Consider the following 14,108-nt stretch of genomic DNA (forward strand, 5'->3'; position numbering starts at 1 on the left):
TTTGACGATGTACATGACCGGCCGCCTGGCCTTTTCCGTCTTGGGGCTGCTGTTCTTCAGTGCGTCCGCCGCCGCCCAGTCCGGCCCCGACATCCCCGAACCGATGGTGTTCGACATGATCCGCCCGCTGACCGCCAAGGCAGGCGAGATCGAGGTCAACGCGCTGGCGCAGCGCGACCTGCCCGGCCCGCGCGGCGAGCTGGAATGGGCGCCGGAGGTCGAGATCGCGGTGACGAACGGCTTTGCGGTCGAACTGGAATTGCCGCTCATCAATAGCCGCGTCGTCCAGTACAAGATGGGGCTTCAGAAGCGGTTGGGCACCTTCCGGGGCGGGCGGAGCGTCCACGGCGTCCAGTATCTGGGGCTGCATGACCGGAAGGAAGGCGGCTGGACCTCCACCCTGTTATGGCTGCTCGGCAATCGCTTCGGCGAGCGGTGGAGCACGATGACGATGCTGGGCGTCGGCGACGTTACCCTGCGCGAAGGCAACGAGACGGGGACGATCATCAACCACTCAACCTTCTACGATCTGAATCCCGACACGGTGCTGGGCCTGGAGCTGAACCGGCAAAATGGCCAGGGCGCCTATTGGCTGTTGATGCCGCAGGTTCATCGCAGTTTCGGCAAGCTGGGGGTGCAGGGCGGCATCGGTGCCGAAAAGGCCCGCGCCGAGCGGTTCCGGCCGCGTTTGGGCTTGCGCCTGATCCGCGAGCTGTGATGGAAACGCGCCGCCAGGAACGTTGAGCCAAATGGGAGCTACTCGATGACCATCGCGCTGATCTGCCTCGATGCGGATGACACGCTCTGGCACAATATGCGCCATTTCGCCGCGACCGAAGAGGCGCTGGTCGGCCTGCTCGCCCCCTTTGCCGAGGCGCGGGTCGCCCGCGCCACGCTGGAGGCGTGCGAGGCGCGTAACCTGCGGCTCTATGGCTACGGCGCCAAGGGCTTTACCCTGTCGATGATCGAGACGGCGGTGGAACTGGCGGGGCCGACCCTGCCCACCGACCTGATCGCGCGGGTGCTGGAGGCGGGGCGGCAGTTGCTGGCGCATCCGGTCGAACTGCTCGACGGCATCGCCGAGACGATCGAGGCGCTGCGCGAGCGGGGGCGGCTGGTGCTGGTGACGAAGGGCGACCTGCTGCATCAGGAAGCGAAGCTGGCCGCATCGGGGCTGGGGTCGCATTTCGACGATGTCGCCATCGTCAGCGACAAGACGCCCGACACCTTCGCCCGCATCTTCGAGCGTCACGGCGTCGCGCCCGAGGCCGCGGTGATGGCGGGAGATTCGATGCGCTCCGACGTGCTGCCCGCGCTCAAGGCTGGCGGCTGGGCCGCCTATATACCGCAACCGCTGGCATGGAGCCATGAGGCGGGCGAAACGCCGGTCGACCACCCCCGCTTCCGCCAGCTGGAGAGGTTGGGTGATTTGCCCGACTGGATCGACGCGATCGGGTAAGTATTCCTCCCCTGCAAGGGGAGGTGGCAGGCCGAAGGCCTGACGGAGGGGTGTCCCCGGTGGAGAGGTGATAGCGCCCTCACCACCGGGGACACCCCTCCACCACCGGGCTGGCGCCCGGCGGTCCCCCTCCCCCTGTGGGGGAGGAATAGGTTGGCCCGATCAGCTCGGATCGCTTTCCTCGCCGACGATCACCCCGGAGGGGGCCTCTCCGCCGCCATGGGCAAAGCCGTTGCGATGGATGCGAACGCCAGCCGTCGATACGGGCGCTGTCTTCGCCTCCGCCCGCTGCTCGCCGCGATGGATGGTGACGCCGTACACCGCCTCGGCCACCGGCGCGGCGACCGGGTTCACGGCGGCGGCCGGCACGGGGATGTTCGGCTCCACCCCGGCATAATCCTGGCGGAAAGACAGATCGCGCTCCAGCGCCCCGCGCCAGCGATAGAAGATATGCGTGCCGACCGATCCGATCCGGCTGAGGCTGGAAGCCCACCAAGGCAGCACGTAATTGGCGTGGTAGAAGGTTGCGGCTCCCACCGGCGCATAGACCAGTCCGGCCAGCGCTCCTTGCGCAACGGCGGCGGCGCGGCCCCAGGCGGCCAGGTCGCGGGGTTGCAGCATCGATCCGTCGCAAGTGAAGCTGAACTGGCAGCCGGTCGACCGGCCCGACCCCTGATAGACGACGCCGCAGATGCTTTTCGGAAAGGCCCGGTCGCGGACGCGGTTGAGCACGACCTGCGCCACCGCGCGCTGGCCGTCGACGGGTTCGGAGCGCGCCTCGTAATAGATGGCGGCGGTCAGGCACTCGGCGGCGCGCGCGGCGTCGGTCGCGGTGCGGGCGATGCCGCTGAAGGCGGGGGCGGCGGCCATCTCGATCGGCGTATTGCCGCTGATCGCCTCGGGCAGGTCGGTGTCGGGCACGTCGAGCGCCAGCTGGCGCAGCAGCGTCCGTGCGGTCGGCGGCGGTACGTCGAGCGTCAGATGCGCGGGCGGATGGTGGACGGGCGTGCACGAGGTCGCGATCGCGAGGCCCGCCACCAACATCAACCAGCGCAACACGATATCCGCTTCCCAACCCATGGCCCCAGGCTATCGCGTCTAGTGGGCCGGGGTTAGGAAGCGGTTAAGCGTACGCCATCCTCCCCCCGGCACGGGGAGGGGGACATGCGAAGCATGGTGGAGGGGGATCGCCGCAAAGCCTGTCCCATGGGGCCCCCCCTCCGTCAGGCCTTCCGCCTGCCACCTCCCCGTGTCCGGGGAGGATATCCGTCAGAAACGCGCGCCCAGCTCCACGCCATAAAAGCGCGGCTCGCCCGCGATATAGGTCGGGGTGCTGAACGTGCCGCCGGTATTGCCCGCATCGATCAGATAGCGCTTGTTCGTCAGGTTTCGCGCGAAGCCGCCGACATGGAAGCGGCTCTGGTCGCCAAACTCCACGCCTGCGCGAAGGTTGACCAGCGTATAGCCGCCCTGCGAGATCGCCTCGCTGTTGGGCAGTTCGAAATACACTTTCGAGCGATAGGTGGCGCTGGGCGTCGCATAGAAGGTCGCCGATGTGCCGATCGGGATGCGGATATTGGCGCCGCCCGATGCGGTGGTGTCGGGTTGCAGGCGGAAGCGGTTGCCCGCGAAGACGCCGTTCGACGGATCGTTGCCGATGCCGCCATCGATATAGGCGAAGGTGCCGAACAGACCGAGCCAGCGATGGACCGCGACATTGGCCTCCAGCTCGACGCCGAGATTGTTGGCGGACCCGGCGCTGCGCGTCACGGTCAGGCCGTTCTCGAACACCGAGACCTGGAAACCCTTGTATCGCTGGTAGAAGACCGAGGCCGCGCCCGAGAACGGGCCGACCCGCCCCTTGATGCCGCCCTCGTAATTCCAGACGTCTTCCGCCGGAATGATCTGGAGCCGGGGGATCGCGCCCGAATTGGCGACGCTGAGCGGCACGATGCGTTGCGCGTCGAGCTGGACCACCGGCGAGCGGCGGCCCTTGCTGACCGTGGCATAGACGTTCACATCATCGCTCAGGCGATACAGCGCGTTGAAGCGGGGCAGGACCGCGGCATAGCTGCGTTCGGCGGTGAATTTCTGCCCCTTGGTATTGGCGGCGGCGAGCAGGCTGGTGAAGATCCCGGCCCCCGCCAGCAACCGGCTGTCGGGCATGACCGAGCTATAGCCCGACTGGCGATCCTCGATCAGCACGCGCGCACCCGCCGTCAGTTCCAGCGCGTCCATTGGAATCCAGGTGGCGTCGGCAAAGACCGAATAGGTGTCGGTATTGCCGTAATTGGCGAAGCTGGCGCTGTAGGGCAGGACGGTCGCCGTCCCGCGCGACAGGATCGCGGTGGCGCGCGTCGCCGGGACGGTGCCGTTGGCCGCGACGCAGGCGGTGCCGGTCGGCAGTCCCGCGCCGTTCAGAATCTGGCGGATCGGCGCGAAGTCGCGTGCGACCGAACAGGCCAGATAGGTCCCTTCCTCGGTCGAGAAGGGTACGCGCTGCTGCCCGTTCTCGAAGAATGCGTTCCAGCCGAACGATGCACGGTAATGCGCGCCGTCGAAGGCGAAGCGGCCTTCGTGGCTCCACTGGTCGCCCTTGGCGTCCTCGCCGAACTCCAGATACCAGGCGGGGCCACCGTCCGCGTCGAAGATCTCGAGCGAGTCGAACCGGCGGTAACCGTTGACCGTGGTGAAGGTGATGCCCGACGCGACATCGACCGCGACCGTCAGATTGGCATCATAGACGTTGCGCGTCAGCCCCAGCTTGCGCTTGCCCAGCACCTCGGCGGAAAAGGGCGAGCCCGACAGTTCGGCATAGCCATAATCGCCGGTCTGGCCGCCCGTGGGGGCGAAGACGCGGCTCTTGAACGCGGTACCGGGATTGCGCTGTCCGTCATAGGTCAGCACCAGATCGGCCGTCACAGACGAATTGGGCGTCCAGCGCAGCGACCCGCGAACGCCCCGCTGGTCCTGACCGTTCAGGTCGTCCTGGTCGACCCGGCCCTGGTTCTGGTTCGGTACCTTCGGATCGCCCGCGATGTTGCGGACATAACCGTCGCGATATTTATACGCGAAGGCGATCCGCCCGGCGAGCGTGTCGTTGCCTGCGTTCAGATAGCCCGACACCTGTGTCCGGTCGAAATTGCCATAGGAGGCCAGGATGCCGCCCTCGGTTCCCGCGCGGGGCTTGGCGGAGATGATGTTGATCGCGCCGATGGCGGCGGCGGTGCCGAACAGCGTCGCCTGCGGCCCCTTCACCACCTCAATCCGCTCGATATCGTAAAGGTCCTGATAGGCGCCGCGCGTCCGGCTGATGTCCACGCCGTTGTAATAGAGCGTGACGCGCGCGCCCTGCTGCGCCGAGCCGGAGTCCGAGGTGATGCCCCGGATCACGAAGCCGGGATTGTTCGCGCTCTGCTCCTGGATCTGAAGGCCCGGGATATATTGCGCGACTTCGGACAATGAGTTGACGCCCAGGTCCGCCATGCGCGCGCCCGTGACGGCGGTGACGGTGACGGGCACGTCCTCGATCCGTTGTTCGCGCTTCTGTGCGGTGACGATGACGTCGGGATTGTCGTTCGCATCGCGCGCGTCTTCCTGCGGCTGGATCATGGCCTGCGCCGCCACCGATTGGATGAAGGCGACCTGCGACAGGCCCGCCAGCAGCATCGCGCACGTCGCGCGGCCGATCGTCGTCGAATTCATAGTGCCCCCGGATTACCCTGTCTCGGCGGGTCCTTAGGCACGAGGAATTACCAGCCCGTGTCTGCCATATTTCAGTTTTATGACGGGCGCCCCTTGTCGCCAAACCGTCACGGCTCCGCCATCGCGCTGTCGTCTGGCGCGCCTAGCCGGTCGGGCCGAAAGGACCGACACGATGACGATGATGAACCGACGCCGCGCGATCAAGCTGATGGGAAGCGGGGCGAGCCTAGCCCTGCCGACGACGCTGGCGCAGGCCGAGGCCCCGGCGGTTCGCTTCGATCACGGCGTGGCCAGCGGCGATCCGTCGCCGGTCGGCGCGATCCTGTGGACCCGCGCGACGCCCGCCGAGGGGCATAGCGGGGACATCGCGCTGACCTGGCATGTCGCGCCGATCGGCGGCGGCGATGCGGTCGGCCTCCACACCGGCCGGGTCACGGCGCGGAGCGCGCGCGACTTCACCGCCAAGGTCGAGGTGACCGGGCTGCAACCCGGCCGCGACTATCGCTACTGGTTCGAGACGGCGGGCGGCCAGCGCTCGCCCGAGGGGCGCTTCCGCACCCTGCCGCGCGGGCGGGTCGAGGAACTGGCGCTGGCGGTGGTGTCGTGCCAGCTTTACCCCGGTGGGCTGTTCAACGCCTATGACGCGATCGCCAGGACCGAGCGGCTCGACGCGGTGGTCCATCTGGGCGACTATATCTACGAATATGGCGCGGACGGCTATGGCTCGGCCATCGGGCACAAGCTGAACCGCCTGCCCGAGCCCCTGCATGAGATCGTGACGCTGGCCGATTATCGCCAGCGCCATGCCCAGGTGAAGCGCGATCCCGACATGCAGGCCGCGCACGCCCGCGCCGCCTTCATCTGCGTGTGGGACGATCACGAGGTCGCCAATGACGACTGGATCGGCGGCGCTCAGAACCACCAGCCCGCGACCGAAGGCGACTGGGGCAAGCGCAAGGCGGCGGCGATGCAGGCCTATTTCGAATGGATGCCGATCCGCGACCCCAAACCGGGTCAGCCCTGGGAAGCCATCTATCGGAGCTTCGACTTCGGCGATCTGGCGACCTTGGTCATGCTGGAATCGCGGTTGCTCGCCCGCTCGAAGCAGGTGCGTGCCAAGGGCGAGGCGCCCGAACCCAACGAATATGCCGCGATGATGGCCGAGCGCGCGCGGCCCGACCGCGAATTGCTGGGTGCGGGGCAGCTCGACTGGGTCGAACGGACGCTGGCCGGTTCGGTCAGGGCGGGAACGCCGTGGCAGGTGATCGGCAATCAGGTGGTGATGGCGCGGATCGACGGTCCCGACCTGGAAAAGCAGATGGGACCGCAGGGCTATGCCAAGCTGACCGAACGCCTGTCGGAAGCCGAGCGTCGGCAGCTGGGCGAGGCGCAGGCGTCCTATCGCGCGGGCCTGCCGCTGAATTTCGACAGCTGGGACGGCTATCCGGCGGCGCGCGAGCGACTCTACGCCGCATTCCGGCGGGCGGGGGCGCGGCCCGTGGTCGTCTCGGGCGACAGCCATGCGGCCTGGGCCAACGACCTGTATGACGCGCGTGGCCAGCTGGTCGCGGCGGAGTTTGCGGGCACGTCCATCACCAGCCCGTCCTGGGGCGACCTGATGCCCGGCATCGGGCGCGAGATCGCGGCGGCCAATCCCAAGGTCGTCCGCTTCTGCGACCAGGACGACAAGGGCTATCTGTACCTGACCCTGACCCGCGATACCGCCACGGCGCGCTACATGACGGTGTCGACGGTACTGGCCAAACCCTATGCGCTGGGCTGCGCCGCCACTTGGCGGACCCACAAGGGCGCGGATACGCCGATCGAGGCGATCACGGCCTGATCGCTGTCCAGCCCTCCTCCGTCACGCGGCGGGGGAGGGCGCCCGGCGCACCGCCGCCTCGACATGCGCGACCAGTGTGGCGTCGTCATGGTTCATGTAATGGCCGCCGGGCAGGGCGACGCTGCGGACATTGGGCTGTTTGAGCAACGGGCACAGGCTGTCGGGTTCGCGCACGCCGTAGATGCAGGTCATCGGCACCCAGTCGATCTGTCGCGCGGTCGTGATCGCGATGCTGTCCGGCCGCCCCGCATAGGCCAGGCCCGAGGGGTCGGAACGGAAGAAGGCGGTCTTGCCCGGCACGACCAGAATCACCGCGGAAATGGCCCGGCGCAGATCGACGGGCAGATGCGCCAATCCGGTCTGCAGCATGTCCGAGCCATAGGACTGGCCGAGCAGCACGAGCTTGCGGTCGCCCCGTTCGGCTTCGGCGCGGCGGACCAGATCGGCGATGACCGCGTCCACCTGCGCAGCGGTGCGGTGCTTGCGGAACAGCACGGGCGAATTAACGCCCAGCACCTCGATCCCCTTGGCGCTCAGCGACCGCGCGATGACGCCCCCCATGCCATAGCGAAGCCCCATGTCACCTGACAGCGAGAGAACGAGGACCGGCTGTTCCCGGCCTTCGGGCGGGAAGTGCGTGAACGGGTCCTTGTCGAAATAACTGCCCGAATAGAGAAGGATACCGACTGCACCCAAAAGCAGGAGCAGGACGGCGCCAAGGATAGGCGGCCATCGGCGGCGCGGGCGGGCGAGAAGACGGGCCATGACATGTCCTATTGCGGGGCGCAGAGCATTGTCACGCGCCCGATGGAAGGAAAGCGGGTGCGTCATGAAAAATCTGTAATGTTGCGATCACTCGCTCTATGCCCATGATCTGCCATCGGCTGTGCGATGGAAACGTGGGCTTAAGCGGTCGGGGATATATGGGGCCGCCGCGATAATCACGTAGATGACCAAGGACCGACACCGTTGACCAACCCGATCTTCTTTGACCCGACGGGCCGTCGGGGCGCCTGGGCGCGGCGTGCCGTCGCGGTGACGATCCTGGCGGTGGTGGTCGCCGCCATCGCCTTTGCGACGACGCTGGTCGCGGTGCCCAATTCGGGCGTGCTGCCTCTGCCCTTCGCGCGGCGGCAGGCGATGACGCTGGAGCCGACCGCGCAGCTGAAGGGGCGGCGGGGCGAATGGCTACCCCGCAAGTCGGTGGCGCAGGACCATACGCCGCTGACCATCGCCTTCTACACGCCGGGCAATGATTCCGCGCTGGCCTCGCTCCACGCGCACATGGGCCAGATCGACTGGCTGGTGCCGTCGCTGATGAACGTGTCCGGACCCAAGGGCCAACTGGCGATCAACAACGATCCCAAGCTTGCCAGCCTGTTGTCCCACGCCGCCAAGCCGCCGCGCCTGTTGCCGATGGTGCAGAACCTGTCCGACGATGAGTGGGACGGGCGGACGATCGCGCGGATCATCGCCAGCCCGGCGGCGTCCGAAAAGCTGGCGACCCAGCTGGGCCGGTCGGTGACGGCCAACCGGCAGTCGGGTCTGGTCATCGACTTCGAGAACCTGCCCGCCAGCGCGATGGCGGGGTATCCCCGGCTGCTCCAGCGGATCAAGGCGCATCTGCCCAAGGGCACGGTACTGGCCGTCACCGTCCCCGCCGAGGACGAGGCGTGGCAGTTGCAGGGGCTGGCGAAGGTCGTCGATCGCATCATCCTGATGGCCTATGACCAGCATTGGCAGACCGGCACGCCGGGGCCGATCGCGGCGCAGCCCTGGTTCCTGCAGGCGTCGGAAAAGGCGCTGCGCGAGGTCGGTCGCGACAAGCTGATCGTGGCGCTGGGCAGCTACGGCTATGACTGGCCCGCCAAGGGGCCGGCCGAGGCGCGGTCGATCGAAGAGGCATGGCTGATCGCGCATGACAGCCAGGCGAAGGTGACGTTCGACCAGGCCAGCGGCAATGCCGGTTTCGCCTATGACGAGAATGGCGAGCACCACACCGTCTGGATGCTCGATGCCGCGTCGAGCTGGAACCAGCTTCAGGCGCTCAAGCGGCTGGGCATCGACGATGTCGCCTTCTGGCAGCTGGGATCGGAAGACCCCGGCCTGTGGGCGGATTTCGCCGCCTTTCGCAGCACCGCGCGCGGGGTCATTCCCCGGCTGGGCGCCATCGCCTCGCCGCTGAACGTCGATGTCGAGGGGACGGGCGAAATCCTGCGCATCACGGCGCAGCCGACCCAGGGCGAGCGCGCGCTGCAATATGACAAGGACGGCGTAATCCGGAACGAGGTCTATCGCACCTATCCGACGCCCTATGTCGTGCAGCGGGCGGGGGCGGTCCCGAAGACGATCGCGCTGACCTTCGACGATGGTCCCGACGCCGAATGGACGCCCAAAATCCTCGACGTGCTGGAGCGCGAGCACGTTCCCGCCACCTTCTTCGTGATCGGCGAGAATGCGCTGCAACACCCGCAGCTGCTCCGCCGGATCGTCGCGGACGGCAGCGAGATCGGCAATCACAGCTATACCCATCCCAATATGGCGACGACCGGCGCGCGTACGATCAAGCTGGAGCTGAATGCGACCAAGCGTCTGATCCAGGCCTATACGGGCCGTTCGACCACGCTGTTCCGCGCGCCCTATTTTGGAGACGCCGAGCCGACCACGGCGGACGAAATCGATCCCGCCCTGATCGCCCAGAATCTGGGCTATACGGTCGTCGGCCTGCACGTCGATCCGAACGACTGGCAGCGGCCAGGCACCGACGCGATCGTCCAGCAGACGATCGACCAGGTGCATGGCGCGACGCCGGACAATTCGGCCAATGTCGTTCTGCTGCACGATGGCGGCGGTGACCGCGAGCAGACGGTCGAGGCGTTGCCCCGCATCATCGAGACGCTGCGCGCCGAAGGCTATAAGTTCGTCCCCGCCTCGCAGCTGGTGGGCGTCAGCCGCGACCAGGCGATGCCGCTGGTCGAGGGGCATGACCTGCTGGCGGTGCGCACCGACGTCGCGATCTTCGTCGCGCTGGCCTTCCTGTCGGCGTCGCTGGCCTGGCTGTTCTATCTCGCCATTGCACTGGGTATCGCACGCGCGGTGGTGATGGCGGGCCTCGCCTGGTTCCAGGGGCGCAAGTCCAAGCCGGTGCCGCCCGCCTTCACCCCCAGCGTCTCGGTCATCATTCCCGCCTTCAACGAGGAACGGGTGATCGTCCAGTCGGTCGAACGGGTGCTCGCCAGCGACTATCCGGGCCTTCAGGTCATCGTCGCCGATGACGGATCGAAGGACGGGACCAGCGCCGTGGTGCGTGCGGCGTTCGCGAACGAACCGCGCGTCCGCCTGCTGACGCTGGTCAATGGCGGCAAGGCGGCGGCGTTGAACCGCGCGTTGCAGGACGCGACCGGCGAGGTGCTGATCGCGCTCGACGCCGACACCCAGTTCGAGCCGGAGACGATCGCCAAGCTCGCCCGCTGGTTCGCCGATCCCAAGCTGGGCGCGGTGGCGGGCGATGCGCGGGTGGGCAACCGGGTCAACCTGGTCACCCGCTGGCAGGCGGTCGAATATATCACCGCGCAGAATCTGGAACGGCGCGCGCTTGCCGGGTTCGATGCGATGACCGTGGTGCCGGGCGCTGTCGGGGCGTGGCGGCGCGCCGCGCTGGATGCCGTGGGCGGCTATCCTGAGGATACGCTGGCCGAGGATCAGGACCTGACCATCGCGATCCAGCGGGCCGGGTGGCGCGTGACCTATGATCCGCGCGCCGTCGCCTGGACCGAAGCGCCCGAGAGCTTCCGCGCGCTGGCCAAGCAGCGCTATCGCTGGGCGTTCGGCACGCTGCAATGCCTGTGGAAGCATCGTGCCATCCTGCGCACCGGCAAGCCCGCCGGGCTGGCGCGGATCGGTTTGCCGCAGGCGTGGCTCTTCCAGATCCTGTTCGCCGCGATCTCGCCGCTGATCGACCTGGCGCTGGTCCTGTCGATCATCGGGACGGCGGTGCGCGTCGGCCAGCATGGCTGGGCGCAGACGCAGACGGACGTGTTCCAGATGGCGGCCTATTGGACCGTCTTCACCATGGTCGACGTGCTGTGCGGGTGGCTCGCCTATCGGCTGGACGGCAACCGCGTTCGCTATCCGGCACATCTGCTGGTCGCGCAGCGGCTGGTCTATCGACAGATCATGTACTGGGTCGTGATCCGGGCCATCGCCTCGGCGATCGGCGGATGGATCGTCGGCTGGGGCAAGCTGGAGCGGACGGGGAATGTGGGGGCGTAGGGGCTGCCCTCGGCCTTTGAGCCACCACCTCCGTTCGTGCTGAGCGAAGTCGAAGCACATGGTCCGCCGCTAGCGACAAGCGTGGCCTTCGACTTCGCTCAGGCTGAACGGGATTTGGGGATTTCGAGCCGAACGGAGGTAGGGCGTTCAGGCGGAATGGGTGTCGGGGGTAAGCGTCAGGCGAACCCGCAAGCCCGGCGCGTTGTCCTCCAGCGCCACGGTGCCGCCATGCAGATGCGCCACCGCGCTGGCCAGCGACAGGCCCAGCCCTGCGCCGCTCTCCGTCCGTGCGGCGTCCAGCCGTCCGAACCGCTTCAACGCCTCGTCCCGGCGGTCTTCGGGAATACCGGGGCCGTCATCCGCGACGACCAGTACCGGCCCCGGCTCGACCCGGACGACGACTTCGCCCGCACCATATTTCAGCGCATTGTCGATGAGGTTGGCGATCGCCTGGCCCAGCAATTCGCGATGGACCCGTGCGACCAGCGTCTCCGGCCCCTCGGCGCGGATGGTCATGCCGCGATCCTCGGCCAGCGGCTCGAACATGTCGGCTACGTCGCGGATCATCGCGCCCAGATCGGCCTCGACAAAGGCGTCGCGGCCCAGCCCCGCCTCGGCCCGGCTGATGCGCAGCGCGGTGTCGAGCATGGCGAGCAGCCGGTCGCCTTCCTCCATCGCGCGGCCGACCGCGACCCGCGCATTCTCGTCCCGGCTCTCCGCCAGCGCGCGATCCAGCGTCGAGCGCAGCCGGGTCAGCGGCGAGCGCAGGTCGTGCGCCAGCCCGTCGGTCGCGACCTTCAATTCGGTCATCAGCAGCGCGATCCGGTCGAGCATCGCGTTGACCGCCTTTGCCAGCGCATCGAAGGCATCGTCGCCGCCATTGGGCGCGACCCGGCGCGACAGGTCCCCGGCGGCGACCGCATGGGCGGTGGCGACCGTATCCTCCAGCCGCCGCTCGATCATCCGCGCGGCGATCCAGGCGGCCAGCGCGGCGAGAACGATCGCCGCCGCCATGCCGACCGCCATCGCCTCTTCCATCGCCAACGCAACGCGCAGCTCGCTTTCGACGACATGGCCCGCCAGCATCCGCGAGCCATCGGGCAGGCGTGACGCCATCACCCGCATCCGTTCGGGCTGCGAATGGCCGATGCGGAAGATCTCGATCGTCGCCGTTCCGGGGGTGGGGACGTTGGGGGGCCATTCGGCGATGTTGCCCGCCACGAAGCGGCCCTGTGCATCGGTCAGCAGGATGACCGACAGCGGCAGGCGGTCTGTGTTCAACCGCCGGTCGACTGCCGCGCGCACTGCCTTTTGCCCGCCCGCCAGCCACATGCCCGACAATTCGTCGTGCAGGTCGCTTGCGGCATCCTCGGCCTGTGCGGCGATCTCGCTTCGGGTCAGATGACGGACGGTCACCACCATCGCGCCCGCGCCGATCAGCTGGAGCGCAAAGACCAGCAGCGCGAACCGCAGCGTGGTCGAGCGGAGGACCGCCGGTGCTATTTCTCGACCCCCAGCTTATAACCCGAGCCGCGCACCGTATGCAGGAGCGGGCGGGCAAAGCCTTCGTCGATCTTCTTGCGCAACCGGCTGATATGCACGTCGGTGACGTTGGTGTTGGGGTCGAAATGGAAATCCCACACGCCCTCCAGCAACATGGTGCGGGTCACGACCTGGTCGACATGCTGGAGCAGATATTCGAGCAGCCGGTATTCGCGTGGCTGCAGGTCGATCGGCTTGCCCGCGCGCCGGACGCGGTGGGCGAGCAGGTCCATCTCCAGATCGTCGCACACCAGCTTGGTCTGCGGCGCATTGCCCGTCGTTCCGCCGCGCCGGATCAGCAGGCGGACCCGCGCCAGCAGCTCGGCGAAGACGAAGGGCTTGGTCAGGTAATCGTCCGAGCCGGAGGTCAGTCCTGCCACCCGGTCCTCCGGCGAGGAAAGCGCCGACAGGATCAGCACGGGCGATTCGATTCCCGCCGCGCGGATCGCGGCCAGCACCGACATGCCGTCCATGCCCGGCAGCATCCGATCAAGAATGATGCAGTCGTAAGTGCCGTCGGTGGCATGGAAAAGGCCGTCGCGGCCATTGGCCGCATGGTCGATCAGAAAGCCTTCTTCCCGCAACCCGTTGGCGATGTAATCCGCCGTCGAGCGGTCATCTTCGATCAGCAAAATCCTGTTGGCCACGCTGTCCTCCCGCGCCGCTCCTTAGCAGCGTGATCGTGAGGAGGCCATGGTCGCGCGCGACCTGAAGACGCATCGGCGTATCCGTGGCGAGCGCGGCCTCGTCACGCAGCAGCGCGAAGGAGGTGGCGGGGTGGCCGTCGACCGACAGGACCGTATCGCCGACATGGAGCGGCGGCCTGACCAGCGCGGCGCTGTCGTCATCGACATCGCTGCGCAGGCTGGTGACGACCAGGCCGGGGCGGCCCTCCGCCACCGGCGCGAAGGTCGCGCCGTACAGCGTCGAGGGGCGGTGCGGCCCGGCATGAAGCGGCATGTGCCCGACGAGCAGCGCAAAGGCCGCCCCCCCGATCAGCGCCGCCATCCCGGCGCTCCAGCCGACGATCCGCAGGCTCTTCATCGCGGTTGCCGATCGCGCATGCACCCGCCCGGAGCGATGATGGCCGGTTGTCGATACGGGAGGAGAAGACGCGATCCTTTCACATCACCCATCTACCCCAGGCGACCTGTGGGAAGGGTGGGCGAAGCATGACGCTTCTGTCATGAAAATCGGGATCCGTGGATGACGAACTTGTCATGGCGCCGTAAGGCGGCGTGGGCGGCAACAATCCTATGCCGCGGTCAGGCTCATGGGCAAGGGGCC

General features: G+C 67.6%; 10 protein-coding genes. 4 read left to right on the forward strand and 6 right to left on the reverse strand.

Annotated elements, in window-relative coordinates; translation table 11 throughout:
• The first annotated feature begins 13 nt into the window (after positions 1 to 13).
• Both AC1GI4_RS16235 and AC1GI4_RS16240 read left to right on the forward strand, forming a co-directional pair.
• Positions 14 to 718 (forward strand): hypothetical protein, encoded by a 705-nt coding sequence (locus tag AC1GI4_RS16235; protein ID WP_479630189.1) that lies wholly within the window; start codon positions 14 to 16, stop codon positions 716 to 718.
• Positions 719 to 763: 45 nt separating this feature from the next.
• Positions 764 to 1,459 carry an HAD family hydrolase gene (locus AC1GI4_RS16240; protein WP_294272461.1) on the forward strand — a complete coding sequence of 232 codons (696 nt, stop codon included), beginning with the start codon at positions 764 to 766 and terminating at the stop codon, positions 1,457 to 1,459.
• A 162-nt stretch (positions 1,460 to 1,621) separates the two neighbouring features.
• Here AC1GI4_RS16240 and AC1GI4_RS16245 read toward each other — a convergent pair whose 3' ends face one another.
• Complete coding sequence (locus AC1GI4_RS16245) at positions 1,622 to 2,539, reverse strand: cell wall hydrolase (protein WP_479630190.1); 918 nt, start codon at positions 2,537 to 2,539, stop codon at positions 1,622 to 1,624.
• A 189-nt stretch (positions 2,540 to 2,728) separates the two neighbouring features.
• The gene (locus tag AC1GI4_RS16250; protein WP_479630191.1) at positions 2,729 to 5,164 is read right to left on the reverse strand and encodes a TonB-dependent receptor; all 2,436 of its coding nucleotides are present in this window, start codon (positions 5,162 to 5,164) and stop codon (positions 2,729 to 2,731) included.
• 172 nt (positions 5,165 to 5,336) lie between these two features.
• Between AC1GI4_RS16250 and AC1GI4_RS16255 the strand changes: the two genes are divergently transcribed.
• Positions 5,337 to 7,007, forward strand: a complete 1,671-nt coding sequence (locus AC1GI4_RS16255) for an alkaline phosphatase D family protein (RefSeq protein WP_479630192.1) — start codon at positions 5,337 to 5,339, stop codon at positions 7,005 to 7,007.
• A 21-nt stretch (positions 7,008 to 7,028) separates the two neighbouring features.
• Here AC1GI4_RS16255 and AC1GI4_RS16260 read toward each other — a convergent pair whose 3' ends face one another.
• The gene (locus tag AC1GI4_RS16260) at positions 7,029 to 7,772 is read right to left on the reverse strand and encodes an AcvB/VirJ family lysyl-phosphatidylglycerol hydrolase (RefSeq protein ID WP_479630193.1); all 744 of its coding nucleotides are present in this window, start codon (positions 7,770 to 7,772) and stop codon (positions 7,029 to 7,031) included.
• Between the two features lie 204 nt (positions 7,773 to 7,976).
• Between AC1GI4_RS16260 and AC1GI4_RS16265 the strand changes: the two genes are divergently transcribed.
• Positions 7,977 to 11,279, forward strand: a complete 3,303-nt coding sequence (locus tag AC1GI4_RS16265) for a trifunctional glycoside hydrolase family 18/polysaccharide deacetylase/glycosyltransferase family 2 protein (protein WP_479630194.1) — start codon at positions 7,977 to 7,979, stop codon at positions 11,277 to 11,279.
• 147 nt (positions 11,280 to 11,426) lie between these two features.
• Here the strand turns inward: AC1GI4_RS16265 and AC1GI4_RS16270 are convergent, their stop codons facing one another.
• The 3 genes from AC1GI4_RS16270 to AC1GI4_RS16280 all read right to left on the reverse strand — a co-directional run bounded on the left by AC1GI4_RS16270 (position 11,427) and on the right by AC1GI4_RS16280 (position 13,865).
• A complete protein-coding gene (locus tag AC1GI4_RS16270) occupies positions 11,427 to 12,701 on the reverse strand; it encodes a sensor histidine kinase (RefSeq protein WP_479630195.1) in 1,275 nt (424 codons plus the stop codon).
• Positions 12,702 to 12,778: 77 nt separating this feature from the next.
• Positions 12,779 to 13,468, reverse strand: coding sequence for a winged helix-turn-helix domain-containing protein (locus AC1GI4_RS16275; protein WP_056434085.1), 690 nt, complete (start codon positions 13,466 to 13,468; stop codon positions 12,779 to 12,781).
• On the reverse strand, positions 13,437 to 13,865 hold the full coding sequence (locus tag AC1GI4_RS16280) for a PDZ domain-containing protein (protein WP_294271320.1): 429 nt from the start codon (positions 13,863 to 13,865) through the stop codon (positions 13,437 to 13,439). Before AC1GI4_RS16280 ends, AC1GI4_RS16275 begins: the two co-directional genes overlap by 32 nt.
• Positions 13,866 to 14,108: the final 243 nt, after the last annotated feature.

Source organism: Sphingomonas sp. 77B, from assembly GCF_056497825.1.

Bases quoted from the DNA above. Each gene is read 5' to 3' on its own strand.
- AC1GI4_RS16235 (WP_479630189.1), top strand. From the start codon at position 14: ATGACCGGCCGCCTGGCCTTTTCCGTCTTGGGGCTGCTGTTCTTCAGT.
- AC1GI4_RS16240 (WP_294272461.1), top strand. From the start codon at position 764: ATGACCATCGCGCTGATCTGCCTCGATGCGGATGACACGCTCTGGCAC.
- AC1GI4_RS16245 (WP_479630190.1), bottom strand. From the start codon at position 2,539: ATGGGTTGGGAAGCGGATATCGTGTTGCGCTGGTTGATGTTGGTGGCG.
- AC1GI4_RS16250 (WP_479630191.1), bottom strand. From the start codon at position 5,164: ATGAATTCGACGACGATCGGCCGCGCGACGTGCGCGATGCTGCTGGCG.
- AC1GI4_RS16255 (WP_479630192.1), top strand. From the start codon at position 5,337: ATGACGATGATGAACCGACGCCGCGCGATCAAGCTGATGGGAAGCGGG.
- AC1GI4_RS16260 (WP_479630193.1), bottom strand. From the start codon at position 7,772: ATGGCCCGTCTTCTCGCCCGCCCGCGCCGCCGATGGCCGCCTATCCTT.
- AC1GI4_RS16270 (WP_479630195.1), bottom strand. From the start codon at position 12,701: ATGGTGGTGACCGTCCGTCATCTGACCCGAAGCGAGATCGCCGCACAG.
- AC1GI4_RS16280 (WP_294271320.1), bottom strand. From the start codon at position 13,865: ATGAAGAGCCTGCGGATCGTCGGCTGGAGCGCCGGGATGGCGGCGCTG.